26 protein-coding genes are annotated in these 25982 nt (G+C 69.6%); 16 read left to right on the top strand and 10 right to left on the bottom strand.

Translation table 11 applies throughout. From position 1 onward, the window contains the following. Nucleotides 1–31 precede the first annotated feature (31 nt). From J7E96_RS21370 to J7E96_RS21350, 5 genes are all read right to left on the bottom strand, one after another. The gene (locus tag J7E96_RS21370) at nucleotides 32–886 is read right to left on the bottom strand and encodes a carbohydrate ABC transporter permease (protein ID WP_215133274.1); all 855 of its coding nucleotides are present in this window, start codon (nucleotides 884–886) and stop codon (nucleotides 32–34) included. A gap of 53 nt (nucleotides 887–939) precedes the next feature. Continuing rightward, nucleotides 940–2220, bottom strand: a complete 1281-nt coding sequence (locus tag J7E96_RS21365; RefSeq protein ID WP_251070233.1) for a carbohydrate ABC transporter permease — start codon at nucleotides 2218–2220, stop codon at nucleotides 940–942. A 132-nt stretch (nucleotides 2221–2352) separates the two neighbouring features. Next, on the bottom strand, nucleotides 2353–3687 hold the full coding sequence (locus tag J7E96_RS21360; protein ID WP_215133263.1) for an ABC transporter substrate-binding protein: 1335 nt from the start codon (nucleotides 3685–3687) through the stop codon (nucleotides 2353–2355). After that, nucleotides 3684–5357 (bottom strand): glycoside hydrolase family 13 protein, encoded by a 1674-nt coding sequence (locus tag J7E96_RS21355; protein ID WP_215133262.1) that lies wholly within the window; start codon nucleotides 5355–5357, stop codon nucleotides 3684–3686. The genes J7E96_RS21360 and J7E96_RS21355 overlap by 4 nt, the downstream gene beginning before the upstream one ends. A 221-nt stretch (nucleotides 5358–5578) precedes the next feature. Continuing rightward, nucleotides 5579–6859 carry an ABC transporter substrate-binding protein gene (locus J7E96_RS21350; RefSeq protein ID WP_215133261.1) on the bottom strand — a complete coding sequence of 427 codons (1281 nt, stop codon included), beginning with the start codon at nucleotides 6857–6859 and terminating at the stop codon, nucleotides 5579–5581. A 189-nt stretch (nucleotides 6860–7048) separates the two neighbouring features. Between J7E96_RS21350 and J7E96_RS21345 the strand changes: the two genes are divergently transcribed. From J7E96_RS21345 to J7E96_RS21335, 3 genes are read left to right on the top strand one after another with little or no spacing between them, the layout of a single operon-like run. After that, nucleotides 7049–7555 carry a PadR family transcriptional regulator gene (locus tag J7E96_RS21345; RefSeq protein WP_215133260.1) on the top strand — a complete coding sequence of 169 codons (507 nt, stop codon included), beginning with the start codon at nucleotides 7049–7051 and terminating at the stop codon, nucleotides 7553–7555. After that, nucleotides 7552–8304, top strand: a complete 753-nt coding sequence (locus J7E96_RS21340) for an ABC transporter ATP-binding protein (protein WP_215133259.1) — start codon at nucleotides 7552–7554, stop codon at nucleotides 8302–8304. Before J7E96_RS21345 ends, J7E96_RS21340 begins: the two co-directional genes overlap by 4 nt. Nucleotides 8305–8307: 3 nt before the next feature. Then, nucleotides 8308–10602 (top strand): FtsX-like permease family protein, encoded by a 2295-nt coding sequence (locus tag J7E96_RS21335; RefSeq protein ID WP_215133258.1) that lies wholly within the window; start codon nucleotides 8308–8310, stop codon nucleotides 10600–10602. 148 nt (nucleotides 10603–10750) lie between these two features. Here the strand turns inward: J7E96_RS21335 and J7E96_RS21330 are convergent, their stop codons facing one another. Continuing rightward, a complete protein-coding gene (locus J7E96_RS21330; protein WP_215133257.1) occupies nucleotides 10751–11089 on the bottom strand; it encodes an STAS domain-containing protein in 339 nt (112 codons plus the stop codon). 282 nt (nucleotides 11090–11371) lie between these two features. On the opposite strand from J7E96_RS21330, the gene dnaK reads away from it, so the two are divergent. From dnaK to J7E96_RS21300, 6 genes are all read left to right on the top strand, one after another. Next, nucleotides 11372–13261, top strand: coding sequence for a molecular chaperone DnaK (gene dnaK, locus J7E96_RS21325; protein WP_215133256.1), 1890 nt, complete (start codon nucleotides 11372–11374; stop codon nucleotides 13259–13261). Beyond that, the gene (gene grpE / locus J7E96_RS21320) at nucleotides 13258–13929 is read left to right on the top strand and encodes a nucleotide exchange factor GrpE (protein WP_215133255.1); all 672 of its coding nucleotides are present in this window, start codon (nucleotides 13258–13260) and stop codon (nucleotides 13927–13929) included. Before dnaK ends, grpE begins: the two co-directional genes overlap by 4 nt. A gap of 44 nt (nucleotides 13930–13973) precedes the next feature. After that, nucleotides 13974–14960, top strand: a complete 987-nt coding sequence (locus J7E96_RS21315) for a zinc-dependent alcohol dehydrogenase family protein (RefSeq protein WP_308296066.1) — start codon at nucleotides 13974–13976, stop codon at nucleotides 14958–14960. 83 nt (nucleotides 14961–15043) lie between these two features. Beyond that, entirely contained in the window at nucleotides 15044–15496 is a 453-nt protein-coding gene (locus J7E96_RS21310; RefSeq protein WP_215133253.1) for a YbhB/YbcL family Raf kinase inhibitor-like protein, read from the top strand. Nucleotides 15497–15620: 124 nt separating this feature from the next. Next, nucleotides 15621–15791 (top strand): hypothetical protein, encoded by a 171-nt coding sequence (locus tag J7E96_RS21305; RefSeq protein ID WP_215133252.1) that lies wholly within the window; start codon nucleotides 15621–15623, stop codon nucleotides 15789–15791. A gap of 152 nt (nucleotides 15792–15943) precedes the next feature. Next, on the top strand, nucleotides 15944–17089 hold the full coding sequence (locus J7E96_RS21300) for a CapA family protein (RefSeq protein WP_215133251.1): 1146 nt from the start codon (nucleotides 15944–15946) through the stop codon (nucleotides 17087–17089). On the opposite strand, the gene J7E96_RS21295 is transcribed toward J7E96_RS21300, so the two are convergent. Both J7E96_RS21295 and J7E96_RS21290 read right to left on the bottom strand, forming a co-directional pair. Continuing rightward, nucleotides 17077–18042 (bottom strand): ADP-ribosylglycohydrolase family protein, encoded by a 966-nt coding sequence (locus J7E96_RS21295; protein WP_215133250.1) that lies wholly within the window; start codon nucleotides 18040–18042, stop codon nucleotides 17077–17079. The two genes, J7E96_RS21300 and J7E96_RS21295, sit on opposite strands and share 13 nt — an antisense overlap. A gap of 48 nt (nucleotides 18043–18090) precedes the next feature. Further along, on the bottom strand, nucleotides 18091–18921 hold the full coding sequence (locus J7E96_RS21290) for a PP2C family serine/threonine-protein phosphatase (protein ID WP_251070214.1): 831 nt from the start codon (nucleotides 18919–18921) through the stop codon (nucleotides 18091–18093). Nucleotides 18922–19080: 159 nt separating this feature from the next. On the opposite strand from J7E96_RS21290, the gene tgmA reads away from it, so the two are divergent. The 3 genes from tgmA (at nucleotide 19081) to J7E96_RS21275 (ending at nucleotide 22366) form a co-directional block, all read left to right on the top strand. After that, entirely contained in the window at nucleotides 19081–19278 is a 198-nt protein-coding gene (gene tgmA / locus J7E96_RS21285; RefSeq protein ID WP_215133249.1) for a putative ATP-grasp-modified RiPP, read from the top strand. 15 nt (nucleotides 19279–19293) lie between these two features. Further along, nucleotides 19294–20220, top strand: a complete 927-nt coding sequence (tgmB, locus tag J7E96_RS21280) for an ATP-grasp ribosomal peptide maturase (protein ID WP_215133248.1) — start codon at nucleotides 19294–19296, stop codon at nucleotides 20218–20220. Between the two features lie 112 nt (nucleotides 20221–20332). After that, nucleotides 20333–22366 (top strand): transglycosylase domain-containing protein, encoded by a 2034-nt coding sequence (locus tag J7E96_RS21275; RefSeq protein ID WP_215133247.1) that lies wholly within the window; start codon nucleotides 20333–20335, stop codon nucleotides 22364–22366. Nucleotides 22367–22480: 114 nt separating this feature from the next. Here J7E96_RS21275 and J7E96_RS21270 read toward each other — a convergent pair whose 3' ends face one another. Further along, nucleotides 22481–22852: a hypothetical protein gene (locus J7E96_RS21270; RefSeq protein ID WP_251070213.1), complete on the bottom strand. Its 372-nt coding sequence runs from the start codon at nucleotides 22850–22852 to the stop codon at nucleotides 22481–22483. Nucleotides 22853–22974: 122 nt separating this feature from the next. Here J7E96_RS21270 and J7E96_RS21265 point away from each other — a divergent pair, with 122 nt between their 5' ends. The 3 genes from J7E96_RS21265 (at nucleotide 22975) to J7E96_RS37570 (ending at nucleotide 23862) form a co-directional block, all read left to right on the top strand. After that, nucleotides 22975–23157, top strand: a complete 183-nt coding sequence (locus J7E96_RS21265; protein WP_215133246.1) for a hypothetical protein — start codon at nucleotides 22975–22977, stop codon at nucleotides 23155–23157. Beyond that, the gene (locus tag J7E96_RS21260) at nucleotides 23151–23549 is read left to right on the top strand and encodes a hypothetical protein (RefSeq protein ID WP_215133245.1); all 399 of its coding nucleotides are present in this window, start codon (nucleotides 23151–23153) and stop codon (nucleotides 23547–23549) included. The genes J7E96_RS21265 and J7E96_RS21260 overlap by 7 nt, the downstream gene beginning before the upstream one ends. A gap of 166 nt (nucleotides 23550–23715) precedes the next feature. Continuing rightward, nucleotides 23716–23862: a helix-turn-helix domain-containing protein gene (locus J7E96_RS37570; RefSeq protein WP_308296065.1), complete on the top strand. Its 147-nt coding sequence runs from the start codon at nucleotides 23716–23718 to the stop codon at nucleotides 23860–23862. A gap of 36 nt (nucleotides 23863–23898) precedes the next feature. On the opposite strand, the gene J7E96_RS21250 is transcribed toward J7E96_RS37570, so the two are convergent. Beyond that, nucleotides 23899–24531 carry a hypothetical protein gene (locus tag J7E96_RS21250; protein ID WP_215133244.1) on the bottom strand — a complete coding sequence of 211 codons (633 nt, stop codon included), beginning with the start codon at nucleotides 24529–24531 and terminating at the stop codon, nucleotides 23899–23901. 244 nt (nucleotides 24532–24775) lie between these two features. On the opposite strand from J7E96_RS21250, the gene J7E96_RS21245 reads away from it, so the two are divergent. Then, the gene (locus tag J7E96_RS21245; protein WP_215133243.1) at nucleotides 24776–25900 is read left to right on the top strand and encodes a haloacid dehalogenase-like hydrolase; all 1125 of its coding nucleotides are present in this window, start codon (nucleotides 24776–24778) and stop codon (nucleotides 25898–25900) included. Nucleotides 25901–25982: the final 82 nt, after the last annotated feature.

Genomic DNA, 25982 nt, shown 5'->3' with positions numbered 1-25982 from the left:
CCGGGGCCAGGGGCGTATCCGCGTCACCGCGTCACTTGACGGAGCCGGCCATCACCCCTTGCACGAAGTGCCGCTGGAAGGCGAAGAAGACCGCCACGGGCACGATCAGCGAGAGAAAGGCACCGGGCGCCAGCACGTCCATGTTGCTGCCGAACTGGCGGATCTGCGACTGCAGTTCCACCGTGAGCGGCTGCGCGGAGCTGTCGGCGAACAGCAGCGCCACCAGCATGTCGTTCCACACCCACAGGAACTGGAAGATCGCCAGGCTGGCGATGGCCGGGCGGCCCACCGGCAGGACGAGCCGGGTGAAGATCCGCCATTCGCTGCCGCCGTCCATCCGGGCGGCTTCGAGCATTTCGCGCGGTATCTCGGCGAAGTAGTTGCGCAGCAGGAAGATGGCGAAGGGCAGCCCGTAGGCCACGTGGAAGAGCACCACGCCCGGGATCGTGCCGAACAGACCCAGCTGGCCGAAGAGTTTCGCCACCGGCAGCAGCCCTACCTGCACCGGCACCACCAGCAGCGCGACCACCAGCAGGAACAGCCAGTCCCTGCCCGGGAACTCCAGCCAGGCGAAGGCGTATCCGGCGAGTGCGGCGATCACCACGACGAGGGTGGTGGTGGGCACCGAGATCAGCACGGTGTTCCAGAACGCGTGGGTGATGCCCGCGTTGCCGAGCAGAGTGGAGTAGTTGTCGAAGGACAACTGTCCCGGGCTGGTCAGGACCGTCCACCAGCCGCTCGCCGAGTTGTCCTGCGTCGTACGCATCGAGGAGAGGAAGAGCCCGGCGAGCGGGGTGACCCAGACGAGGCTGACGACGACGAGGAACGCCTGGACCACGCCGTTGCCCAGCCACCCCCTCAGCCGCCCGGCCGGTCGCCTGCGCATGGGGGCTGGGGCCGGCCTTTGCTCCTTCGCGGGGACGGTGGCGGTGGCCGCGCTCATGACTGGCTCCTGCGGAAGCGGCGGACGTTGAAGACCATGGCGGGGATCACCAGGAGGAGAAGCAGGACGCCAAGCGCGCTGCCGAGGCCCTGGTTGTTGCCGCCGCCGAAGGAGACCAGCCACATCTGGGTGGCCAGTACGGTGGCGTCCTCCTGCACCGGTCCCGGCGCGATGATGTACACGAGGTCGAAGACCTTCATCACGTTGATCACCAGGGTCACGAACACCACGGTCAGCACCGGCGCGAGCAGCGGCACGGTGATCTTGCGGAAGACCTGCCACTCGTTGGCGCCGTCCATCCGGGCCGCTTCGAGCGTGTCGCGCGGCAGGGTGGACAGCCCGGCGCCGATGAGCACCATGGCGAAGCCGGTCCAGATCCACAGGTACGCGCCGATGATGGCCGGGGTGACGAGCGCCGGCCCGAGCCACGAGATGCCTTCGTAGGGCTGGGCGAAGTTCGCCGCCGGCAGCCGTACGGTGTACGAACCCGGCGCCAGATCCTGGAACCGGTAGGAGCCGTCGGCCGCGGTGGTGGCGGTGGCTACCGTCTTTTCGTCCCGTACGGCCTCGACCCGCATCTGCGGCAGTCCGCTCTCGGTCTTGTCGACCGTGCCCTGCTTGCCGCCGCCGCCCGGCGCGAAGTCCAGGTAGACGACTCCGCGCAGTTCGTCGCGGCCCGCCTGCTGGGTGGCGCCGGGGAGCGCGTTCTTCGCCCCGGCGGGAAGCTCTTTGGGCTGTACACCGACGAGCCCGAGGTTGACCGTACTGCCTGGGGACGCCGCTCGATCCGTACCGTACGAACCGTCGGCTGCCCTGGCCAGGCCCTGCCCGTCACGGGCGCGGGCGGTCGGGTAGGAGGAGGCGCCCTCGAAGGCGTCGTGCACGCCGACCACCGTCGCGTTGAGTACGCCCTTGTCGGGGTCCTCCTCGTACGCCAGCCGGAAGATGATGCCCGCGGCGAGGAAGGACACGGCCATCGGCATGAAAAGCAGCAGTTTGAACGCGGTGGCCCAGCGGACCTTCTCCACGAGCACGGCGAGGATGAGTCCGAGCCCGGTGAGCAGGGTCGGAGCGACGACCACCCAGATGGTGCTGTTACGGATGGCCGTGAGTGTGGCCGGGTCGCGGAACATCTCGGAGTAGTTCTCGCCGCCGACGAACCGGGTGCCCGAAGCGTCGAAGAAGCTGCGGCCGACCGAGAAGAGGACGGGGTAGACGACGAGTGCGCCGAGCAGGAGCAGCGCGGGCAGTACGAACGCCACGGCGACGATCCGCATGCGCCGCCGGGCGCGACGCCGGTGGTCCGTATGCCTGTTGTGCTTGTTGTGCTTGTCGTTGGACCGGGGGTCCTTCGCTGTGCCGGGTCCCGCCGTTGTGCCTGATGCGGTGACCGTGGTCATGACGGTCCCTCAGCCTTCGTACGACTTGGCTGCCGCGTCTTCCAGCCGGCTCGCGGTGGCGCGCGGGTTGGACGGGTCGCGCAGGAAGTCCTGGAGGATCTTCCACTCGCCGGTGCCCTTGGTGCCGCCGAAGGACGCCGGGGCCTGGTCGGACATGTCGAACCGGACCGAATCGCCGGCGTCCGTAAGGGACTTGGCGATCTTCCGGGTGGTGTCGTCACCGTAGGCGGCGGGTTCGACCTTCTTGTTCGGGGACAGGAAGCCGCCCGCCCCGGCCCAGACGGCGGCCGACTCGGGGCTCGCCAGGTATTCGAGGAACTTCATGGCGGCCTTCTGGTTCTTGCCGTCCTTCAGGACGACCGCCGCGTCGCCGCCGCTGACCACCGGTGCCTCGCCGCCCTCGACCGCGGGGAAGGGGAAGAAGGAGACGCCCTCACCGGGCTTCTTGCCGAACTGGTCCTTCGCTATGCCCGCGACGAAGTCGCCCTCGTACACCATCCCGGCCTCGGGCTCGGGGCCGAAGACCTTCTCGACCGAGCCGGGGAAGTCGGTGCTCAGGGCGCCCTTCTGGCCTCCGTTGATCAGTTGCTTGTCGGAGAAGAGCTTGCCGAGGGTGGTCAGCGCCTTCACGACGGTGGGGTCGGTCCACTTGATCTTGTGGGCGGCGAGCTGGTCGTACTTCTCGGGGCCCGCCTGGGAGAGGTAGATGTTCTCGAACCAGTCGGTGAGCGTCCAGCCGTCCTCACCGGCGACCGAGAAGGCGGACAGGCCCGAATCCGACACGGTACGACCGGACTTCAGCATCTCGGCGTACGTCGTAGGCGGCTTGACGCCGGCCTGGTCGAGGGCGTCGGGGCTGTACCAGACGGTCGACTTGTGGGCGGCCTTGAAGTACAGGCCGTAGAAGTCGTCGCCGACGCTGCCGTACTTCTTCCACACACTGGCGTAGTTGGTGTCGACGGACTCCTCGGTCGTACGGGAGAGCGGCTCGAGCCAGTCGTTCTTCGCGAACTGCTGGAGTACGCCGACCTGAGGCACCATCACCACGTCGGGGGCGTTGCCGCCCTCGATCTTGCTGCCGACGACGGTGGAGACGTTGTCCCCGGTGGACACGAACCGGGTCTTGGCGCCGGTCTTCTCGGTGAAGGCGTCGAGCACCTTCTGGAAGTTCTTCTGCTCGGTGCCCGACCAGACACCGGCGACGGTGATCGTCTGGCCGTCCAGTGCCTTGTCGCCGCCGCCCGCGGTGGTGACGGGGCCGCCGCCGCAGGCGGTCGCGCCGAGCGCGAGGACGAGGGCCGTGCAGCACGCGAGCGTGGTGGTGGTGCGTCGTTGCGTCGTCATCGTGAAAGTCCCATCGAGTCGTCGGTGTCGGTGTCGGTGTCGGCGTTGTGGGAGGTGTTGTCGCTGACCCACCAGGCGGCGGTGGATCCGGGCAGCAGGCCGGCCGGGCAGGGCCCGCTGGCCAGCAGAGGGGCTCCGGGGACGGGGGCGGGTACCGGGGCGGTCCCGAAGTTGACGGCGCAGACCAGGCCGTCGCCGCGGACGAAGGACAGCACTCCGGGTGCGCTGTCCAGCCAGCGCAAGGTGCCTTCGCCGAGCTGCGGCAGGCTGTGGCGCAGCTGAAGCCCGTCGCGGTAGAGGTGCCAGAAGGAGCTGGTGTCGGCGAGCGCGCGGTCGGTGGCGTGCTCGCCGAACCAGTCCGGCTGCGGCAGCCACGGCTTGACGTCCACGGCGTCCGCGCTGAAGCCGAACGGGGAGGCGTGGCCCGACCACGGCAGCGGCACCCGGCAGCCGTCGCGTATCCGGGCCCGGCTTCCGGTGCGGCGGAAGATCGGGTCGGTGAGCACCTCGTCGGGCAGGTCGAGCACTTCGGCCAGGCCCAGTTCCTCGCCCTGGTAGAGGTACGCCGCGCCGGGCAGCGCGAGCATCAGCAGTGCGGCGGCGCGGGCGCGGGCGGTGCCGAGGCCGCTGCCCTCGGTGCCGTGTTCGCCGTAACGGGTGACGGTGCGGACCTGGTCGTGGTTGTTGAGCACCCAGGTGACGGTGGAGCCGGTGCCGGCGATGTCCTGCATGGCCTCGGAGACGACCTTGCGGAAGTGGTCGGCGTCCCAGGGGGCGCTGAGCAGGTCGAAGAAGAAGGCCTGGTGCAGTTCGTCGGGGCGTACGTACAGGGCGTGTTCGCGGGTCGTCGGTACGGACACCTCGCCGACCAGCAGCCGCTCCCGGCCGTCGCGCCCGGTGTACTCCTCGCACACCGACCGCCAGTGCCGCCACACGTCGTGCACTTCGGGCTGGTTCCAGGCAAGCGGGTTGACGGAGTCGCGGGTGCGGGCGTCGGCCTCGGGGTCCGGCGAGTCGGGCAGTTCGGGGTGCTTGAAGAGTCCGGCGGCCACGTCGATGCGGAAGCCGTCGACGCCACGGTCGAGCCAGAAGCGCAGTACGTGGTCGAAGTGGGCCCCGACCTCGGGGTTGCGCCAGTTCAGGTCCGGCTGCTCGGGCGTGAACATGTGCAGGTACCACTGGCCGGGGCTGCCGTCCGGCTCGGTGACCCGGCTCCAGGCGGGGCCACCGAACATCGCGTGCCAGTTGTTGGGCGGCTCCTCGCCGCCCTGGCCGCGCCCCTCGGCGAAGTGGAAGCGGGCGCGCGCCGCGCTGCCGCGCCCCGAGTGGAGCGCCTCGCGGAACCACGGGTGCTCGCTGGAGCAGTGGTTGGGGACGATGTCGAGCAGCACCTTGATGCCGAGCCGCCGCGCGCCGGTGACGAGCCGGTCGAACTCGCCGAGGTCTCCGAAGACCGGGTCGACGTCGCAGTAGTCGGCGACGTCGTAGCCGTGGTCGTGCTGGGGCGAGGGGTAGAACGGGCTCAGCCAGATGCCGTCGACCCCGAGTTTCTTGAGGTACGGCAGTCCCGCGCGGACGCCGGCGAGGTCGCCGATGCCGTCCCCGGTGCTGTCCAGAAAGCTACGGACGTACACCTGGTACATCACCGCGTCGCGCCACCATTTGAGCATCACCCGTTGACCTGTTTTCTACGTGAAGGGGTGCGCGCGGCCGGAGACCAGAAGAGGTGAGCCGCGCTGTTATGCATGCATGTTAAGTAGGTGTGACGAGAGGGTGTCAACGACTGAACAGAAAGCGCCTCGAAGTTGGGGGATTATGCCCGTATTTGACCCTGACCTAGGCGCGTTCACAGACCGGGCCCTCTACCTAACACGTAACTAGGTGGTCGGGGTCAGCCCTGGCGGCGCGCGATGGCGGCCAGTTCCCCGGCCAGCCTGCGCACAGCCGCCGCCGGCGACTGATGCTGCGTCATCGCGTCGTGTACGACGGCCTGCACCGCCAGGCTCACCTGGTCGTAGCGCGGGCTCTTGGGGCGCGGCGCGGCCGCGAGCACACTCGTACGCAGGGCCGGCAGATACGGATATTTCCGTACCAGCTCGGCATCCCCGTACAGACCGGCCAGCACAGGCGGCAACGCGCCTTCGGTGAGTACCTTGCGCTGCACCGGTTCGCTGGTCAGATACGCGATCAGATCGGCCGCCGACTCCGGGTGCCGGGCATGCGCGTTGACCGCGAGATTCGAGCCGCCGAGCACACTCGTGCCCGGCCCGTCGGCGCCCGGCAGCGGCACCGCGCCGAACTTCCCCGCGACTTCGGAGTCCTTGCCGGAGATACCCGCGTAGGCGTACGGCCAGTTGCGCAGGAAGAGCAGCCGGCCGTTCTGGAACGCCTCTCGGGACTCCTCCTCCTTGTACGTCAGCGCTTCGCGCGGGATCCACCCGTCGCGCACACCACGCGCGAGGAAGCCGAGCCCGTCCCGGGCGCCGGCCGAGTCCACGGTGACGCGCTCGCCCTCGTCGCCGAGGATGCTGCCGCCCGCCGAGTACACCGCCTCGGCCGCGTTGACGGTCAGCCCTTCGTACGGCAGGAACTGACCGGCGTAACCGCCGAGCCCGTGCTTCGGGGCGATGGCGCGCGCCTGGCTTTCCAGCTCCTGCCAGGTGCGCGGGGGCCGTTCGCCCTCCCGGTCCAGGATGTCCTTGCGGTAGAAGAGCATCCCGGCGTTCGTGACGTACGGAACGGCGTAAAGCTTGTCGTCGTACGTCGCCGTGCCCACCACCGGCGGCAGGAAGCCCTTCAGAGGGAAGCGGCCTGGGTCGAGCGGGGAGATCCATCCGGCGGCGGCGAACTCCGGGGTCCAGGCGACGTCGATGTTGAGGATGTCGAACCGGCCCCGGCCGGAACGCAGCCCGGTGACCATCTGCGCGTGGGTCTCGTCGGCGGAGTCGGGGAGCTCGACGAGGGTGACCTTCTCGTCCGGATGCGTACGGTTCCAGCCGTCCAGCAGCGGGCCGAGGTAGTCCGTGAGGTCACCGGCCGTGGCGAGGGTCATCGGGCCACGCCCGTCGTCGCGCGCCCCGCCACCGGGCGCGTCCGGGACTGATGGGACGGATCCGGCCACGACGACCGCGGCGACCAGCAGGCCCCTACCGGCGGCACGTATCCACCGCATAGGTTCCTCCCTGTACACCGGCGCCGAGCACCCTCGGCGTGACGGGCCATGTATACCCGTTAGGCATGGGCGATACTAGGGCCTGCGGCAGAATGACGAGGCGATCCGGACCACACTGCGAACCGCGGCCGGAATCACTGCGCAACAAGCATGCAGACGAAGCCAAGGACGCGAAGGAGGAGAGCACGAGTGCGGCTGCCCCTCCTGGCTCTCCTCGCGCGCGGACCGGCCCATGGTTACGAACTGAAACAGGACCTTGAGCAACTACTGGGCGCCGAGTACCCTCAGCCGAACGTCGGCCAGATCTATGTGACTCTGGGGCGGCTGGAGAAGTCGGGCCTGATCGAGGGCGAAGAAGTCGCCCAGTCGAGCCGGCCCAACAAGAAGGTCTACCGGCTCACGGATGCCGGGCGGGAAGCGCTGCAGGCCTGGTTCGAGGAGACCTCGGACGAGCCCCGGGTGCGGGACGACTTCTTCATGAAGCTCGCCCTCGCTCCCCGGACCGGCCTCGCCGACCAGATCGCGCTGATCAACAAGCAGCGCCGTCAGTATCTGAACACCATGCGCAATCTGTCGAAACTGGCCGCCGCCGACAACCGGGAAAACCCCATCGCCCATCTGCTCGTCGAGGGCGCCATTCTGCATCTGCAGGCCGACCTCGACTGGCTGGAACGCTGCCAGGAGGAGCTGGAATGAGCGACACCCCCGTTCCCGCTCTGCGCGCAGAGGGCCTGGTCAAGACCCACCACGGCGAGGGCGCGCCGGTCCGTGCCGTGCGCGGTGTGGATCTCTCCGTACGGCAGGGTGAGTTCGTCGCCGTCACCGGGCCGTCGGGCGCCGGGAAGTCCACCATGCTGCATCTGCTCGGCGGGCTCCAGCGGCCGGACAGCGGCAGCGTCTGGCTGGACGGCGCGTGCACCGATTCCTACAGCGAGGCCCGCTGGGCGGTGGAGCGCCGCCGCCGGATCGGCATCGTCTTCCAGTTCTTCAACCTCGTGTCGAACCTGACCGTCGCCGACAATGTGGAGCTGCCCGCCCTGCTCGCCGGTACGTCCCCCAAGCGGGCCCGCGCCGAGCGCGAGAGCCTGCTGGCGGAGCTGGGTCTTCAGGGCAAGGCGCGCAGCATGCCGGGCGAACTGTCCGGCGGTGAGCAGCAGCGCGTCGCTCTGGCGCGGGCGCTGGTCAACCACCCCGGGCTGCTGCTCGCCGACGAGCCGGCGGGCAGCCTCGACAGCAAGGGCACCCGTGAGGTGATGCGGCTGCTGACCCGCTTCCACCAGCGCGGCCAGACGATCGTCCTGGTGACCCATGACGCGCGGCTCGCCAGCGCGGCGGATCGCGTGATCAGCTTCTACGACGGCCGGATCGCCGACGACGCGGAGCTCGACGACGACGCGGGCTTGCCGGGTACGGGCATATCCTCCGTGCTCGAACTGAAGGACTGAGCCGTGCGAGCCACCCTGCGCTGGGCGCACGCCGATCTGCGGACGCATCGCGGTGAAGCGCTCTTCATCGTCCTCGCCACCGCCGGAATCGTCGCCTCACTGCTGCTCGCCACCGCGCTGTTCGGTTACGCCACCAACCCCTGGCAGCGCGTCTTCAGCAGGGCCAACGGCGCTCACCTGTGGATCCACACCGGCCCGTCCGCCGACGCGGCCCGGCTCGCCGCGCTGGACGGCGTCGAATCCGTGTCGGGCCCCTACCGCACCGCGTCCGCCACGGTGGAGTCGCGCGGGACCCGGGCGACCGTCGAACTCCGCGGCGCCGATGACACCCCGCCCACCACCGGGCGTCCACTGCTGGATTCCGGGCGGTGGCTGGACCCCGGCACGCCGGACGGCGTCGTACTGGAGAGGGATCTCGCCCGCGCCCTGTGGGTGGAAACCGGCGACAGGCTTACGCTCCCGGGGAGCCCGCGCCCCCTGACGGTGCTCGGTGTCGCGAACCATGCCGAGCCGCGGTACAGCCCGGGTGAACGGTCCGGCACGGTGTGGGCGTTGTCGTCGGTCGTGGAACGGGTCGGCGAGCGCACCGGGCAGGTCGTGGGGCTGCGGCTGAGCGACCCCGGCGACACGGACTACGCCGTACAGCGATCCGTCACCGAGCTCGGGGCCGGGGCCGTCACCCAGGTCTCCAGCTGGCAGCAGGCGCGCGCCGAGGCGCAGGGCGACACCCGGCTGCTCGGCCAGGTCCTCGGACTCTTCGGGCTGGGCGCCCTTCTCGCCGCGGCGCTGGCCGTGTTCGGCGCGATCAGCACCCGGATCCGGGGTCATCTGCGGGACATTTCCGTACTGAAGGCGATCGGCTTCACGCCCGGCCAGGTGGTACGTGTCTTCCTCGCCCAGCATGTGGCGTTCGCGCTGCTGGGCGCCGTGCTGGCGACCGTACTCATCGAGACGCTCGGCAGCGGCATCCCGGGCAGGCTCGGCGACGCGGTCGGGGTGTGGCAGGGACTGCCCGGCCATGCCGCGGCGCTGCTCGCGGTGCCGGCCGGCGCGGTGCTGTTCATCGGCGCCACCACGTGTCTCGCCGCCTGGCGGGCAGGCCGGGTTTCGCCCGTACCGATGATGCGGTCGGCGGGTCCCGCCGGGCGCCGGCTCTCCGGTCCGGCCCGCAGGGCGCTGGGGCTGCGGCTGCCGCCGGCCCTCGTCCTCGGTCTGCACCGGACGTTCACCCGCAGTCCCCGCTCGATGGCCACGATCGCGCGCCTCGCCCTGCCGCTGGTGCTGATCACGGTCGCCCTCAGCGCGTGGACGACCGTCGAGCGGTTCGAGAGCGAACCCGAACAGCTCGGTCTCACGGCGGCGCTCACGGCCCGCGCGGACAGGGGACTCGACGACCGTGAGGCACGCGCCCTGCTCGAAGCCGACGACCGGGTCCTGGCCGCCCACCCGGGCGTGGAGGTGGCGGCGCTGGTACCGGGCCAGACCGGGACGATCGCGCTGCGCGGTCTCGGTACCCGCGAGGAGCCGTATCCGTTCACGCTGGCGGCGGGCCGGACGGCGCAGGGGCCCGACGAGGCGGTGGCCGGGCAGGGGCTGCTGGACCTGCTGGACGTACAGGTCGGTGACTGGATACGGATGACGGTCGGCGGGCGCCCGCAGATCCTGCACATCGTCGGCCGGAGCATCGAGCCGGAGAACGCCGGCCGCGTCATCTCGACGTCGCTCGACACCCTGCGTGAGAACGACCCCGGGCTCCGGCCGGCGCTCTATCAGCTCCAGTTGCGCCCGGGCGCGGACCCGCACGCCGTCGCCGCGGCGCTGACCGGGGCCTCGGACGGCCGGCTGGACATCCGCGAAGTGACCAACCCGGCCGGGGGTCCGGCCCCGCTGCGCGGCGTCGTACTCGGACTGATCGCCGTACTCGCCCTCATCGGGCTGACCGAACTGTCGACGGTGATCGGCGGCAGCGTACGGGAGGGCGAGCGGGACCTGCTGGCGCTGAAGGCCGTCGGACTGTCACCGCGCCAGATCACCGCCGTCACGGTGACGGCCGTCGCCGGCACCACACTGGCCGCCGCCGTCGTCGGGGCGGCTCTGGGAGTGCCGCTCGCCCGCCTGCTGATCGACGCCCAGGGCCGGTCGAGCGGCATCGGCGCGGGTATCGCCCAGACCCCGTCGCCGTGGCTGCTGCTCCTGCTGGGCGCTGCGGCCGTACTGGGCGCGGCCGCGCTCGCCACCCTGCCGGCCGCCCGCGCCGCCCACCGCCGGCTGGCGGACACCCTGAGCGCGGTCACCTGAGGCGGGGCCGGCCGCTCAGGACGATCTGGCGATGTGCTCGATCACGGCCATGGCCACGGCACCTACGTTCCCGGCGATCGGTGACCTGGCTCGGCGCAAGGGCGCTGAAGCCTGCCTGCTCGCGGCTTCGCAGGGCTCGAACGGCCCGTCATGCGTCGACGCCCGCCTGCTGGTTCTCGATGGTGAACGCGCTGCCGGTATGGGACAGCCGCAGGAGCCGGGCCAGCGCGCGCGGTACGGCGCACAGCCGCAGCTCGGTTCCGTTCGCTTTCGCCGTACGGGCCGCGGCCAGCAGCGCGTTCAACCCCGAGCAGTCGCAGAAGGTCAGTCCCGCACAGTCCACCAGGACCCGCCGACGCGTGGCCACGGCAGCCTGAAGGGCCTCCCTGACATCCGGCGCGCCGACGACATCGAGGTCCCCCGCCACGGTGATCCGGCAGCTGTCGGGTCCGGTGGCGTGAACGCCGACCTGGATCGTGTCGTTCACGGCGCCCCCTCGGAAAGGCGGACGGGTTGTTCATCCAGAGAAACCCCTGACCGGCTGTCCTGTCCACCCGTGAATATCTTGACAATCGCGTCGGTGCGTTCTATCCAAGGTTTTGAAGAAAGTTCCTCCATCTCCGCAGGTCAGAGCGGTTGGAGGTGGGCGCGAGGGCCAGCCCCGAGCCATCTGGCCACCGACGTGTGACCATGAAAACGACGACGCACGCGGCTCCGCCCGGGCATGGCGCGCCGCCGTGGAAGTGGAGCGCAGGGTGAGGAGAAGGCAATGGCACGTGCAGTGGGTATCGACCTCGGTACGACGAACTCTGTGGTCTGCGTGCTGGAGGGCGGCGAGCCCACGGTCATCACCAACACCGAAGGCGCCCGGACCACCCCGTCGGTGGTCGGTTTCGCGAAGAGCGGTGAGGTGCTGGTGGGTGAGATCGCCAAGCGGCAGGCCGTGACCAACATCGAACGCACCGTACGATCGGTGAAGCGCCACGTCGGCGAGGCGCAGTGGCGTTTCCCGGGACACGGGGACATCGACGGCAAGCGCTACACCGCGCAGGAGATCTCCGCGCGGGTCCTGCAGAAGCTCAAGCGCGACGCCGAGGCCTATCTCGGCGAGGACGTGACGGACGCGGTCATCACGGTTCCGGCGTACTTCAACGACTCGCAGCGCACAGCGACGAAGGAGGCCGGGGAGATCGCCGGCCTGAAGGTGCTGCGGATCATCAACGAGCCGACGGCCGCGGCGCTCGCCTATGGCCTCGACAAGGAGAACGACCAGACCATCCTCGTGTTCGACCTCGGTGGCGGCACGTTCGACGTATCGCTGCTGGAGATCGGTGAGGGTGTGGTCGAGGTGAAGGCCACCAACGGAGACACTCACCTGGGTGGTGACGACTGGGACCAGCGGATCGTGGATCACCTGGCCAAGCAGTTCAAGAACGCGTACGGCATCGACCTGTCCAAGGACAAGATGGCCACGCAGCGGCTGCGCGAGGCCGCCGAGCGGGCCAAGATCGAGCTGTCGGCCGCGACCGAGACCACGATCAACCTGCCCTACCTGAGTGCGTCGGCCGAGGGCCCGCTGCACCTGGACGAGAAGCTCACGCGCTCGCAGTTCCAGCAGCTGACCGCCGACCTTCTGGAGCGGTGCAAGGCCCCGTTCCACAACGCGGTCAAGGACGCGAAGATCAAGCTGTCCGACATCAACCACGTGATCCTGGTGGGCGGTTCGACCCGTATGCCTGCCGTGACCGAGCTGGTCAAGGAACTCACCGGCAAGGAGCCGCACAAGGGCGTCAACCCCGACGAGGTCGTCGCCCTCGGCGCCGCGCTCCAGGCCGGTGTGCTGAAGGGTGAGGTCAAGGACGTTCTGCTGCTCGATGTCACGCCGCTGTCTCTCGGTATCGAGACCAAGGGCGGCATCATGACGAAGCTCATCGAGCGCAACACGACGATCCCGACCAAGCGCTCGGAGATCTTCACGACGGCCGAGGACAACCAGCCGTCCGTGCAGATCCAGGTGTTCCAGGGTGAGCGTGAGATCGCGGCGTACAACAAGAAGCTCGGCATGTTCGAGCTGACCGGTCTGCCGCCGGCCCCGCGCGGTGTCCCGCAGATCGAGGTGACGTTCGACATCGACGCCAACGGCATCATGCATGTGGCCGCCAAGGACCTGGGCACCGGCAGGGAGCAGCGGATGACCGTCACCGGTGGCTCGGCGCTGCCGAAGGACGACATCGAACGGATGGTCCGTGACGCGGAGCAGTACGCGGAGGAGGACCACAGGCGCCGCGAGGCCGCCGAGACGCGCAACCAGGCCGAGCAGCTCGTCTACCAGACGGAGAAGTTCCTCAAGGACAACGAGGACAAGGTTCCCGGTGATGTGAAGAGCGAGGTCGAGACCGCCGTCACCGAGCTGAAGGAAAAGCTCAAGGGTGAGGACACCGCCGAGATCCGCTCGGCCATGGAGAGGGTCGCGGCCGTCTCCCAGAAGCTCGGCCAGGCCATGTACGCCAACGCCCAGGCGCAAGGACAGGCGCAGGGCTCCGGTGGGGCCACGGGCGGCGCCGGCGAGAGCGGGGCGCGCGCGGAGAGCGGCGCGGAGGAGGACGTCGTCGACGCGGAGATCGTCGACGACGACAAGCAGCAGGGAGGCGCGGGATGAATCGCCCGACCGACGGTCGCGGCCACCCCGGTGTGCCGTCGCTGGAGATGGTCCGGAACGGGCGAAGGCGCGGCTCCCAGGATTCGCTTCCGACCCGTGGCGCCGCCCGGCGCGAGGAGCAGGCCGAGCGGACTGAACGGGCTGAGCGGGCTGAGCGGGCTGAACGGGCTGAACGGGCTGAACGGGTGTCGGCCGGCCGGAGCGGGACCGACCTCGTACCTCAGCCGTCCCGTGAGGAGGCGCTGCGTGCACAACTGCGGGAGCGCACGGCCGACCTTCAGCGGGTGAAGGCCGAGTACGACAACTACCGCAAGCGGGTACGCCGCGACCGTCTGGCGGTCCGCGAGATCGCCGTGGCCAACGTACTCGCCCGGCTGCTGCCCGTGCTCGACGCCCTGGCGGAGGCCGACGAGCAGGGCGAGGTGGAGGGCGGCTTCGAGCGCGTCGCCGAGGTGCTGTGGTCCGAACTGGCCGCACTGGGCCTGGAGCCGTTCGGGACGGCGGGCGACCCCTTTGATCCGTTCGTGCACGAGGCCGTGTCGTACAGCGATTCCGACACGCTGGAACGCCCCGTCTGTACCGAGATCCTGCGCCCCGGGCACCGGGTCGGCGACCACCTCCTGCGTCCCGCCCAGGTAGCGGTCGCCGGACCTCCGACGGGCCCGTGAAACCAGAGGCCGGAGAGTCAGGGCGTACGACCACATCCGCCTGGGTGGTCAAGCGCCCTGGGCCGATCGCGTCCGCACCGCTGCGGCTCGTGGAGCGTGGGATTCCGGAGCCCGGCCCGTACGAGTTGTTGGTGCGTGTGCGCGTCTGCGGGGTATGCCGGACCGATCTGCACCTGGCCGAGGGAGACCTGGCCCCTCGCAGACCGCACTGCACGCCGGGCCACGAGGTGGTCGGGGAGGTGGTCGCGTGCGGGCCCGCCGACGGGCATGGGTTCCGCGTCGGTGACCGGGTGGGGGCGGCCTGGCTGGCGGGAACCTGCGGGCAATGCCGTTACTGCCGGACGGGACGGGAGAACCTGTGCCCCGGCTCGCGCTACACCGGCTGGGACATCGACGGCGGATTCGCCGGCCACATCATCGTCGACGCCCGGTTCGCCTACCGGCTGCCCGAGGGGTGGAGCGACGAAGAAGCCGCTCCCCTGCTGTGTGCGGGGATCATCGGCTACCGGGCACTTCGGCGGGCCGACCTGCCGCCGGGCGGCCGGCTGGGCATCTACGGATTCGGAGCCTCGGCGCACCTGACCGCCCAGCTCGCCATCGCCCGCGGAGCCGATGTCCACGTCGTCACCCGCTCATCGACGGCGCGGCGACTGGCCCTGGAACTGGGGGCGGCGTCCGCCGGAGCCGACGCGCCCCCGCAGCCGCTGGACTCCGCGATCCTCTTCGCCCCGGCCGGGGACCTGGTGCCGGTCGCGCTGGCGGCGCTGGACCGGGGCGGCACGCTCGCGATCGCCGGGATCCACCTGAGCTCCATCCCGCCGCTGGAGTACGCCCGCCACCTGTTCCAGGAACGGACCGTACGCAGTGTCACCGCGAACACCCGCGAGGACGGCCGGGCGTACCTCACCGAAGTGACGAAACTGCGCCCCACGGTGCGGGTGACGACCTATCCCATGCGGCTGGCCGACCACGCCCTGGAGGACCTGGGGGCGGGACGGATCACCGGGGTGGCCGTGCTTGTCGCGCAATGAACGCGCAGTGAGCGACTGCGCCACTCGGTGCATCTTGCCGACCGGCTCGGCAGAGCCACACCGCTGCGGGGTACCACTTCCGCATGGCTGGTATCGAACTCAAGAGTTCCGCATTCAACGACGGGGCGCTCATCCCGCGCCGCTACGCCATGGAAGGCGAAAACGTCTCCCCCGACCTGTCCTGGTCCGGAGTGCCGGACGGCACGTCGGAGCTGCTGTTGCTGTGTGAGGACCCCGACGCGCCGAGCGGGACCTTCGTGCACTGGCTCGTCACGGGCATCAACCCCGCGAGCACCGGCGTGGAGGCCGGACAGACGCCCGACGGCGGGCAGCCCCTGATGAACGGATTCGGCGAGTCCGGCTGGGGAGGCCCGCTCCCTCCCCCCGGCGACAAGGCTCATCGGTACTTCTTCCGCCTCTACGCGCTCGCGGAGCCCGCGGATCTGGCCGACGACGCGAGTGCGGCGGACGTGCACGCGGCCGTGGACAAGCAGCAACTGGCGAGCGGCACACTGGTCGGCCTCTACCAGCGCTGAGTCAGGGGCGTTCGCCATGGGCTTCCGGACCTGCGGCGGCCGGAGGACCGCGCGTAGTGTGTCGGCGGCGACGTAGGTCTGGTCGGTCGCACCGCCAGTCTCGACTGCTGCGAGGAGAGGACCGATGACGACAACGGCCCGTGCGAGCGTGCAGCACGAAGACGAGCAAGTGCGCGTCACACGCTGGGACTTCGAGCCCGGCACGCGTACCGGCCGCCATGTGCATGAGTATGACTATGTGGTCGTGCCCGTGGTGGACGGCCGGATCAGCGCGGTCGCGCCCGACGGTCGGTGACCGAGTCGCAGCTGCGGGCCGGTCAGTCGTACGCCCGCCCGGCGGGTGGCGAACACGATGTCGTCAATACCGGTGGCTCATGGCTGGCGTTTGTGGAGATCGAACTCAAGCCACTACGGTCCGTGACCACCTGATGCCGATAAAATTGGGGCATGGGCCAGGCCCTGGTGACGCTCCTGCTGAGCGGCGACGTGATGCCGGGCCGGGGTGTCGACCAGATCCTTCCGCACCCGGGCGATCCGGAGCTGCGTGAGGGCTACATCCGGGACGCCCGCGATTACGTCTCGCTCGCCGAGGCCGCCAACGGCCCGATCCCCGCGCCCGTGGACCACACCTGGCCGTGGGGGGTGGCGCTGGACGTGATGGAAGCAGTCGCACCCGACGTCCGGGTCATCAATCTGGAAACGAGCATCACGACAAGCGATGATTTCGCTCCCGGCAAGGCCGTGAACTACCGGATGCACCCGGCGAACGTACCGTGCCTGACCGTCGCGCGGCCCGATGTGTGCGCGCTCGCGAACAACCACGTACTCGACTTCGGATACCGCGGCCTGGAGGAGACGCTGGACGTCCTGCGCGCTGCGCGGCTCGGGCCCGCCGGCGCGGGGCGGGACGCGGCCGAGGCGCGGCGGCCGGTGGCGGTCGCCACGAAGGGCGGCGGGCGGGTGGTCGTGCTGTCGTGCGGGATGGCGTCCAGCGGGATCCCGTCGCGCTGGTCGGCCACGGAGAACCGGCCGGGCGTCGATTTCGTACCCGATCTGTCGGTCCGCAGCGCGGACGCCCTCGTACGGCGGCTGCGGGCGGTGCGCCGGGACGGTGATCTGACGGTCGTCTCGATCCACTGGGGGTCGAACTGGGGGTACGCGGTGGCACGGAGCCAGATCGCGTTCGCACGGCGGCTCGTCGACGGCGGTGTGGACGTGGTCCACGGTCACTCCTCGCACCATCCGCGCCCGATCGAGGTCTACCGGGGCAGACTCATCCTGTACGGCTGCGGGGATCTCGTCGACGACTACGAAGGAATCACGGGGTACGAGCGCTACCGGGACGACCTGCGGCTGCTGTATTTTCCGTCGCTGAACGCGGGCACGGGCGAACTGGCCGGTCTGCGGATCGCCCCCATGCAGGCCCGGCGGATGTCGCTGCACCACGCGTCGGCGCGGGACGCCGGGTGGCTGTGCGAGGTTCTGACCAGGGCAGGCGAGGCCTTCGGTACGGCGGTGGAGCCGGAGCCCGGCTCCGACGGCTTCCTCAGGCTCGGCTGGTCCGCCCCCGTCGTACGACGTCAGGAGAGTTGAGCCGCGAGGGTGTTGGCCGGGGGTCGGGCTCCGAGGTGGTGTGCGAGGTCGAGCAGGTGCGGCAGGCGCAACACCCGTCCGCCGGAGCCCGGCAGGGGGACGTGCAGGGGATCGGTCCAGCGCGTGGGTATCGAGTCCAGTCCGTGGTACGCGCCCGCCAGAGCGCCGGTGACCGCGGCGACGGTGTCCGTGTCACCACCGAGGTCGATCGCGGCGCGTACCGCCTGCTCGTAACTCGCCGTGGTACGCAGGGCCCAGACGGCGGAGCCCAGGCACGGCCAGACGGCACCGTTGAACTCGGTGGCCTGATCGGGGTGCCAGTCGTCGGCGAGGACCGTGGCGTATCGCGGGCGGTGGTCGGGGTGGACGTGGTCCAGGATGCCGGAGAGGGCGGCGAGGGGCTCGGTGCCGTCGAGGGTGACCCGGATGAGTTCGTGGAAGACGGCTGTTCCTTCCCAGGCGGCGCGGTCGCCGTGGGTGAGGGCAGCGATGCGGCGGGCGGCGTCCATGGTGTCCTCGCGGCCGCCGGCCGCGAAGTAGACCGCCGAGGTGGCTGCCCGCATCAAGGAGCCGTTGCCCGCGGCGTGTTGGCTGACCTGGAAGTGGGTTGCGGCGGCCAGGTCCCACGGCATGCCGTTGGTGAGGACGTCCTCGGTCTGCAGGCCGATGTCCTTGGGCTCGGACGCCGCCCATCGCTGGAAGCGCGCGAAGATGTCCGGCAGCTCCAGGCCGCCTCGCTCCAGCAGCGACTCCCCCACCAGAACGGCCATCTGTGTGTCGTCCGTGGCCTCGCCGGGGTCCCAGCCACCGCCGCCGCACATCTCGCTGTCTTCGCCGGGTTCCGGGAACCGCGCGGAGAACGCCCCCGCCGGCCCGAACTCGAAGGGGCCGCCGAGTGCGTCACCGACGGCGGAGCCGATGACCGCGCCGGCGGTCCGCTGTATTCGTTTCACGGCGTCAGCCTATGGGACCCGACATCGCACGGGATGAGGCCCGTCCGTTCAGTCCGCCGTCGGCACGCTTGCCGTGACGGGGAGGAGTAGCGCCGTAACGTTGTCGTGCCCACCTGCGTCCAGGGCGTGTCCGACGAGCGTTCGGGCGTCTTCCAGAAGCCCGCTGCCCGGCGAGGACGCGCGCCGGGAAGGGGAAGTCAGCGCACCCCGCAGTTCACCGGCATCGGGCAGATACCGCCACAGACCGTCAGTGCACAGCAGCAGCCGCCCCGGCACCGACGGCCGGTAGCTCCGGATGCTCGGTAGCGGTTCGCCGGCGTCGGCTCCCAGCCAAGCGGTGAGAGCCTCGTAGTCACCCGTGTCGTCCTCGGTCAGCGCCATCCCTGGCCCCTCGTCGGGCAGCCAGTAGGCGCGGCTGTCGCCGATCCAAGCGCACCAGATCCCTTCCGGACCGGCGATGCCCGCCACATATGTGCAGGCCGGTGCCGCATCGACCGATGCGGCCAAGGCGGTGACCGCGCGACTCGCCCGGACGGCGGCATCGCTGAGCGCGACCTCCGGCAGAGCAGCCGCCCCCAGCCGTGCCGCGAGGGTTGTCATGCCGACTTCGGCCGCGACTTGAGCGGCTCGTTCCGCGCGTGGCGACATGGAAACGCCGTCGCAGACGACACCGATCGTCCACCTCCCGGTCGTCGTCAACGCCATGGCGTCCGCGTTGGTGCCGCGTCGCTTGCCCCGGTCGCTGACTCCCGCCGCACCGTCATCCGCCGTAATCTCCATGTGCGAGCGGAAGGCCGGCTGCGCCTCACCGCAGTCCCAGCAATAGCCGTCGGGCGCAATCGTTCCGCCACACATCACACAGCCTGGATTTTCCGTCATCAATCGCGAATCCTGTCAGATCCGCCCTGCGGCGCCCTGGCGGCGCGGATCTCTTCGGCTCGCACCAGGCCGGCGTAGCGGAAAGTAGTGAACTCCCTACATGTCCGGTACGTACTGACCCACGAACACCGCTGACCGGTCACGCGACGAGGGGGCCCCATGCAACCGTTCGTACTCAACTACGCTCGCCAGAATGAAGGGACGGGGGCGGGCATCCCCGTTCCGTACGGATACAGCCCCGCTCTCCAGCTGAACGTGCTGTCCGACGGGCGTCCCGCCATCAGCGACCGGGCGCTGCTCCTGGCGACCAGCACCACGACGTCCACGGCCGGTTCCCAGACGCACTTCGACGACTGACCGGCCGGCACGCCGATGACGGTGTTGATTCTGACGTGCCATCAGGACGTTACGACCGACCTGGTGGTGGCCAGGCTGCACGAGCGGGGCGTCCCGCTGGTGCGCCTGGATCCCGCCGATCTCCCCGGCGAGGCCGGCCTGTCGGCCGAGTACGTCCGTGGTGACTTCCACTGCTACCTGTCGGCGGACGGGCGCGTGGTCAGCTCCGAGGCCCTGACCTCCGTTTGGGTACGACGGCCCGGTGAGCCCGCGGCGCACGCCCCGGAGCCGTCGCAGTGGCTCACCGCCGAGACCGGACAAGCCCTGTACGGGGCGCTGTACTCGACCACGGCACGCTGGATGAACCATCCCCGACAGGCGGCGCAGGCCCGCCTCAAGCCCTGGCAGTTGCGCTTCGCCCACCAGAGCGGCTTCGCCGTGCCGCCCACCGTCATCACGACCTTCCCGCGGGTGGCCCAGCAGTTCGCGGCGCAGTACGGGAAGGTCGTGGTGAAGTGCCTGTCCGGGCCGCCGCGCAGCGAGCCCCCGGTCTCCCTGCCCACCGCACTCGTCGAGCCCGGTACGGATTTCGCCGACGTCGCGGCCGGCCCCACGCTGCTTCAGCGGTACGTACCCAAACGGGCCGACATCCGGCTGACGAGCGTCGGTGACCGGACGTTCGCCGCCCGGAAGCTCTCCGCGCCCGGGCAGGTCGACGGACGCTACGGCGATACGGGCCACGTGTGGGAGCCCGTCGGCGTACCGGACCGCATCGCGCGGGCGGTTCGCGACTACACGGAGCTGGCAGGCCTCGCGTACGCGGCTTTCGATTTCGCCGAGGACACCGAGAAGGTCTGGTGGTTCCTGGAGTGCAACCAGGGTGGTCAGTTCGGCTTCGTGGAACTGGAGACCGGCCAGCCGATCGCGGAAGCGGTCGCGTCCTGGCTGGCTCCGCAGACGTGAGAGTCGTTCACGGCGGCGCCGCCGGCCCCCTGAACAGGGCGCCGTCACACCGCGTAGTAGGGAGCGGCAGGATGGACCGTACGGAGAAGGGCGAGCGTCTGTGATGCGTCGAATGGGACCGAAAGCGTGGGGGCGGCCGCACCCGCCTTCCGGCAAGAGCCGTCGGCTGCGCTTCGATTACCCGCGCCAAGGCCGTCGCGGACTGTTGCGGTTTGTTCCGTCGTGGCGCCAGTTGCTCGGTCTCTCGCTGATCTGTTGCGCGGCGGTCGCCGCTCTGGTCGGTTACGTCTACTCCACTGTGCAGATCGCCGATGTGAACGCCACCGCGCGAGCCGAAGCCAATGTGTATTACTGGGCCGACGGCACCCAGATGGTCAGTGTCGGGGCGATCAACCGGCAGAACGTCCCGCTGTCCGACATCCCGCCGTCTCTGCAGAACGCCGTGATCTCGGCGGAGAACGCCGACTTCTACAGTGACCCGGGATTCTCCGTCGGCGGCCTGGGCCGGGCCGTGGTGAACATGGCGCGCGGCGGGGAGATCCAGGGCGGTTCGACCATCACGCAGCAGTATGTGAAGAACACGTATCTGACGCCGGAGCAGACCGTGGACCGCAAGTTGCGTGAGCTGTGCCTGGCGGTCAAGCTGTCCAGTTCCCTGTCCAAGCGGGAGATCCTCCAGGGGTATCTCAACACCAGCTGGTTCGGCCGCAACGCCTATGGGGTGCAGGCCGCCGCGATGGCCTACTACGGCATGGACGCCCGGGAACTGGATCCCGGGCGCAGCGCGCTGCTGGCCGCGCTGCTGAAGGGAGCGGAGCAGTACGACCCTTCCTTGAGCGAGGCGAACCACCGCCGGGCTGAGGCCCGGTGGAAGTACGTCCTGGACCGGCAGGTGGAGCTCGGCCACATGTCGTGGCAGGAGCGGGCGAAGTACACCGTCTTCCCGGAGCCGCGCCCGCAGTCGGTGTCCACCGGGCTGTCCGGCCAGACCGGTTACCTGGTGGACGTGGCGAACAAGTACATCGAAAAACGTACCGGGCTGACCGCCGAGGATCTGGGCCGCGGCGGATACAAGATCCGTACGACCTTCGAAAGAACCAAGGTGGAGCAACTGCGGCAGACCGTGGACAAGGTCACGGCGCAGACACTGGATCCCGAACGCCGGGCCGCCGACCGGGATGTCCAGTTCGGCGCCGCGTCGATACGCCCGGGCGACGGGGCAGTGCTGGCGCTGTACGGGGGCTCCGACGCGACGGAACACTTCACCAACAACGCCGACACCGCGGGTGTGCCGGTGGGTTCGGCCTTCAAGCCGTTCGTCCTGGCCGCCGCTCTGCAGCACGGTGTCCGTTCGGCCGGTACGGTCCTGCCGCGGCTGCCGGTGACCGCCGACAGTTTCTACGACGGGACCGGCGCCTTGACCACCGGAACGCCGTGGCTGCTGCCGGAGCGATCCGCCACCGGCGCCCTGTCCTTCTCCACCGGCTTTCCCACCACTTTGCGCGAGGCGCTGGTCGCGGGCGGCGACGACGACGGCGACGGCGACGGCGGCAACGGCGGCGACAGTGTCTACAGCCGGCTCGGTGAGGACATCGGCCTGGAGAAGGTACGGGATCTCGCGGTCAGTACGGGCCTGCTTCCGCAGAGCATGGCCCCCTTGGAGCGGTCCTTCTCCGTCGGCACCTCCACCCCGAGCGCCATCCGGATGGCCGACGCCTACGCCACCTTCACCGAGGACGGCCGGCGGACGGACCCGTACTCGGTCACCGCGGTCACCTACCGGGGCACACAGCTGGAGGGGCTGGAGCTGCCGCCCGGCAGGCAAGTCCTGGAAACCGAGGTGGCCCGTGAGGTCTCCAGGGCGATGCGGGACGTGGCGGTGGACGCCCTGGGCCCGGACACGCTGCGCGCACTGGCGACGCCCATTGCCGCGGGCCGCACCGGCGACACCGACCGGCTGCCGGCCGCCTGGTTCATCGGCTGCACCGAAGACATGTCGACCGCCGTGACCGTCTTCCGGGACAAGCCGGGCGAGGGTGGTCTGCTGCCGGTGACCGGTGTGGGTGGGTCCGGGGCGGAGCGGGGCGACTTCCTGCCGCTGCAGGTGTGGTCGTCGTACATGACCGCGGCACTGTCCGGACCGTAACGCTGTACGAGAAAGAGGCCGACGTCCGAAAAGGACGTCGGCCTCGGCTTGTTCCACCGCTGCACATGGCCGGCGTCGTGGTGGCGGCGGCGTACCGCCTGCGGCCCGCGGCGACTACCGCGAGTGCGAGGGCTGCGCGGGGGCGGAGTGCGGCGAGATGGACGCCACCGGGGCCGTCTCGCTCAAGTGCCCCACGTGTGTGCGGGCCCGGTCGGCGGTCTGGGCACCGGCAATGGCAGCGGTCGCCGGAGCCGACGCGGGCACCTGACTCTTGCGCTCGTCAGGCGCGTTCGCCACCGAAGACCACGTACGGAGCCGGTGGCTGGCGGCCTCGTCGAGAGTCACGGGCGCTCCGCGCTGCTCGGCCAGCCGGCTCGCCTCCCGGCCGAGCGCGGCCACGTCGTCCCAGCGCAGGGTCAGCACTACGGAGAGCTCAGCACCGCCACCCGGAAGCCCTTGCATCATCGATTCCATGCGATCAGCCATGTCCGCTCCTGTCGTTGGCACAGAGACGTACGCAAGGTGTGGGCGACATGTTCAAGGAGCGTTCTGAGCCATGGCCGGGAATGCCCGTTGACAGTTCGTACGCACCCACTGATCGTAAGCACATGCTTACTAATTCTGAGTACGCGGACTTCGACCGCACACGACGCCTCCACGCGCGGGCGGTTCGGGACAGCATCGCCCTCGTACGCCGGGTGACCCCCGAGGACATACCCCGGCCGACCCCGTCCCCGAATGCGGCCACCGGCCTGCCCCACGGCGCCGCAGTGCGCGACATGACATGTTGAGGTCCTCCTGGACGCCTGGCCAGGACCACGGCCGCGGCGGCCCGGTGCTGGTCAGCGTCACCGACTTCAGGCTCCACAGGATCACGGACCTGCCCGGTGTCTACCGCGCGGCCCGCCGGCTCGTGGCGGACTGGCCGGAGCTGGAGGGGGCACACGGGCTGTGGCTGTGGACCGTCCCCACAGCCCGTCGGTGCGGCGCCGTGGCCGTCTGGCGCGACGCGGCCGCCCTGCACGGCTTCATCGCCTGGCCGCCGCACGTCGCGATCATGCGCCAGTACAAGGGACGCGGCACCCTGGCCTCAACCACCTGGCAGGCAGCGGGATTCGACCCGGTAAAGACCTGGCACCGCGCGCGAGCCACCCTCCGGGACGGGCGGACAGGCGCCCTCTGAACACTGCGCATCCCTCATCACGCGGTGGGTGGCGCGGGGCTGCGTAGCGAGTTGCGCGGGTCAGCCGGCGTGCGGCCGTGGCAACGAGCGCGAGACGCTGCGGCGCCGCCTCGGGCAGCCCCATTGCCGCGGGCTGCCCCTTCCAGGTGGCGAGCCGGGAGGCGGCGTGGGCGCCGGCCCGCGCCGCCGCACCCTGGCCTACCGCATCCGCCGTTTCACGGAACTGACCGGGAAGAACCTCGCGTCCACGGCCGACCACACCGAGGTGTGGCTCGCCGTGCGGGCGGCCCAAGCCCTCGGTGAACTGATATGAGGGTGGCTGTGTCACCGCCCTCAGGGTGTGTGCCGGTTACGCGCTCGCTGTGCTGGGCGCCGCAGCCGGCTCCTCCGTTGCCTGGTCGTTCTTGACGACGCGGTAGTAGACGGACTTCTGCTGCTTGGTTCGTTCGCTCTGGTTCTTGGCGACCGATGCCTCAAGGGCGTTGCGCACCACCGTGACGCTGAGCGTGCGTTCGGGGTGTGCCTGTGCCAGCTCTTGGGTGACTTCGGCTGCCGACCGGGGCTCCTCGTGCTTGGCAAGGACGGCGACGACGAGTTCGCGCAGGGGAGGCGAAGTCTTGTTCGCCTTCGCTCCGGTATTCGACTCCGCCGTCTTCCTGGAACGCTTGTCGGTGCCGGGGTTTGCCTTTGCGCGGCGCGCGGCGGGAACCGTTACGGCCGGTGCCGCCGCGGCCGCCTTACCCGCCTTGGCGGTCTTGGCGGGCTTGGCCACCTTGGACGCCCTGGCTTTCTTCACGTGCGAAGTGCCCAGCGCCGCCTGCATGCTGACCAGCAGTTCATGGTCCTTCTGCAGTGCCGCGAGCTGGTCCTGGAGGGCGGCAACCTCGGCCGTGATGCGTTCTTGTTCTTTGGTGTTGCGCTCCAGGTCGGTATCGACCTGCTGTGCGTATTGGGTCTGCAGAGTGGGGTTGCCTTCTGGCATGACAGCTCACTTTCCTTGTACAACTGTTGGGGCCGGATGCTACTCACTTTTGTGGCTCTTGCAGAACCTCCGGTGCGGAACTCCCGTGCCACCCCTGATGACAAACACCCAACCGGCAAGCGCCGGAATACCCAAATCGGCTGCTACCACGCTTCTTTGAACGGTGACTTCGCTAACGGGCGTACGGAGCACGGACAGCTACGATCGCGGGTCGCCGTGAAGATCGATCTCAGGGGTAACCAAGATGGCAAAGCGCACAAAGGGCAGGCTGGCGGTCCTCGGGACCGTGAGCGTACTGACCGGGGCTCTGGTGGCAGGGGCCGGTCTCATCGACTCGCGTCCCGAGGCGAAGGCGGCGGATGTGTCCGGCCGGGCCACGGCCGAACTGCGGCACTGGCCCAAGCCCGTGGCGGACCGACTCGGCCACGTCATCTCGAAGAACGCCCACAAGGGCGCGTACGCCGTGTTCGACGCGGACAACACGACCTACCGCAACGACCTTGAGGAATCCCTCCTCCCCTTCCTGGAGATGCGCGGGATCGTCACCCGCGAGTCGATGGACCCGTCGCTGAAGACCATTCCCTTCAAGGACACCACCGGCCACAAGGAGAGCCTGTACAGCTACTACAACAGGCTGTGCGAGATTGACGACCAGGTCTGCTACCCGTGGGTGGCCCAGATCTTCTCGGGGTTGACGCTGAAGCAGCTCAAGGGGCATGTCGATGACCTGCTCGCGTACGGCAAGCCGATTCCGGCCGAGTACTACGAGGACGGGAGACTGACCAGGACCGAGGTCAAGGCCCCCGAGTTCCTGACGGGCATGCAGGAGTTGTACAAGACACTGCGGCACAACGGCATCGAGGTCTACGTCGTCAGCGCGGCCAGCGAGGAACTGGTCCGCATGGTGCTGGCCGACCCCCGGTACGGATACCACGTCAAGCCGCAGAACGTCATTGGTGTATCGATGCTCCTGAAGGACCGTGCGACCGGCGATGTCACCACAGCCCGCAAGGAGATAGCAGCCGGCGCATACGATCCCGCCAAGCTGAGTGACCGCGAGCTGACCCCGACGCTGTGGGCGCCGCTGACATGGTTCGAGGGAAAGCCCGCGGCGATCAGGACCTACATCGACGAGTGGCGCAAGCCGATTCTGGTGGCGGGTGACACGCCGGTGAGCGACGGCCCTATGCTGTTCCACAGCACGGATTCGAAGAATGCCGGCACGAGGCTCTGGGTCAACCGCAAGGACAAGTACCTGAAGCAGATCCAGGACATGCAGCGGTCCAACGCCGCCCGCCAGCGGGAGCTCGGTGGGCCGGTGACGGCCGACAAGCGGTGGCTGGTCGTCAAGCCCGAAGAGATTCGCTAGTGGCCTGACCGGCCGCATGTTTGGAAACTCGGCTGAGGCCTACGCGCTTACGAGAAACCCGTCGAGTGACACGTAACGACAC

Origin of the sequence: Streptomyces sp. ISL-96 (genome assembly GCF_018614035.1) — a bacterium.
Classification (GTDB): domain Bacteria; phylum Actinomycetota; class Actinomycetes; order Streptomycetales; family Streptomycetaceae; genus Streptomyces.
The sequence above is the reverse complement of the archived record's forward strand: the minus strand, read 5'-3'. Positions and strand labels throughout refer to the sequence as shown.

Bases quoted from the DNA above. Each gene is read 5' to 3' on its own strand.
- J7E96_RS21370 (WP_215133274.1), bottom strand. From the start codon at position 886: ATGCGCAGGCGACCGGCCGGGCGGCTGAGGGGGTGGCTGGGCAACGGC.
- J7E96_RS21365 (WP_251070233.1), bottom strand. From the start codon at position 2,220: ATGCGGATCGTCGCCGTGGCGTTCGTACTGCCCGCGCTGCTCCTGCTC.
- J7E96_RS21360 (WP_215133263.1), bottom strand. From the start codon at position 3,687: ATGACGACGCAACGACGCACCACCACCACGCTCGCGTGCTGCACGGCC.
- J7E96_RS21355 (WP_215133262.1), bottom strand. From the start codon at position 5,357: ATGCTCAAATGGTGGCGCGACGCGGTGATGTACCAGGTGTACGTCCGT.
- J7E96_RS21350 (WP_215133261.1), bottom strand. From the start codon at position 6,859: ATGCGGTGGATACGTGCCGCCGGTAGGGGCCTGCTGGTCGCCGCGGTC.
- J7E96_RS21340 (WP_215133259.1), top strand. From the start codon at position 7,552: ATGAGCGACACCCCCGTTCCCGCTCTGCGCGCAGAGGGCCTGGTCAAG.
- dnaK (WP_215133256.1), top strand. From the start codon at position 11,372: ATGGCACGTGCAGTGGGTATCGACCTCGGTACGACGAACTCTGTGGTC.
- grpE (WP_215133255.1), top strand. From the start codon at position 13,258: ATGAATCGCCCGACCGACGGTCGCGGCCACCCCGGTGTGCCGTCGCTG.
- J7E96_RS21310 (WP_215133253.1), top strand. From the start codon at position 15,044: ATGGCTGGTATCGAACTCAAGAGTTCCGCATTCAACGACGGGGCGCTC.
- J7E96_RS21305 (WP_215133252.1), top strand. From the start codon at position 15,621: ATGACGACAACGGCCCGTGCGAGCGTGCAGCACGAAGACGAGCAAGTG.
- J7E96_RS21300 (WP_215133251.1), top strand. From the start codon at position 15,944: ATGGGCCAGGCCCTGGTGACGCTCCTGCTGAGCGGCGACGTGATGCCG.
- J7E96_RS21290 (WP_251070214.1), bottom strand. From the start codon at position 18,921: ATGACGGAAAATCCAGGCTGTGTGATGTGTGGCGGAACGATTGCGCCC.
- tgmA (WP_215133249.1), top strand. From the start codon at position 19,081: ATGCAACCGTTCGTACTCAACTACGCTCGCCAGAATGAAGGGACGGGG.
- tgmB (WP_215133248.1), top strand. From the start codon at position 19,294: ATGACGGTGTTGATTCTGACGTGCCATCAGGACGTTACGACCGACCTG.
- J7E96_RS21275 (WP_215133247.1), top strand. From the start codon at position 20,333: ATGGGACCGAAAGCGTGGGGGCGGCCGCACCCGCCTTCCGGCAAGAGC.
- J7E96_RS21270 (WP_251070213.1), bottom strand. From the start codon at position 22,852: ATGGCTGATCGCATGGAATCGATGATGCAAGGGCTTCCGGGTGGCGGT.
- J7E96_RS21265 (WP_215133246.1), top strand. From the start codon at position 22,975: ATGCTTACTAATTCTGAGTACGCGGACTTCGACCGCACACGACGCCTC.
- J7E96_RS21260 (WP_215133245.1), top strand. From the start codon at position 23,151: ATGTTGAGGTCCTCCTGGACGCCTGGCCAGGACCACGGCCGCGGCGGC.
- J7E96_RS21250 (WP_215133244.1), bottom strand. From the start codon at position 24,531: ATGCCAGAAGGCAACCCCACTCTGCAGACCCAATACGCACAGCAGGTC.
- J7E96_RS21245 (WP_215133243.1), top strand. From the start codon at position 24,776: ATGGCAAAGCGCACAAAGGGCAGGCTGGCGGTCCTCGGGACCGTGAGC.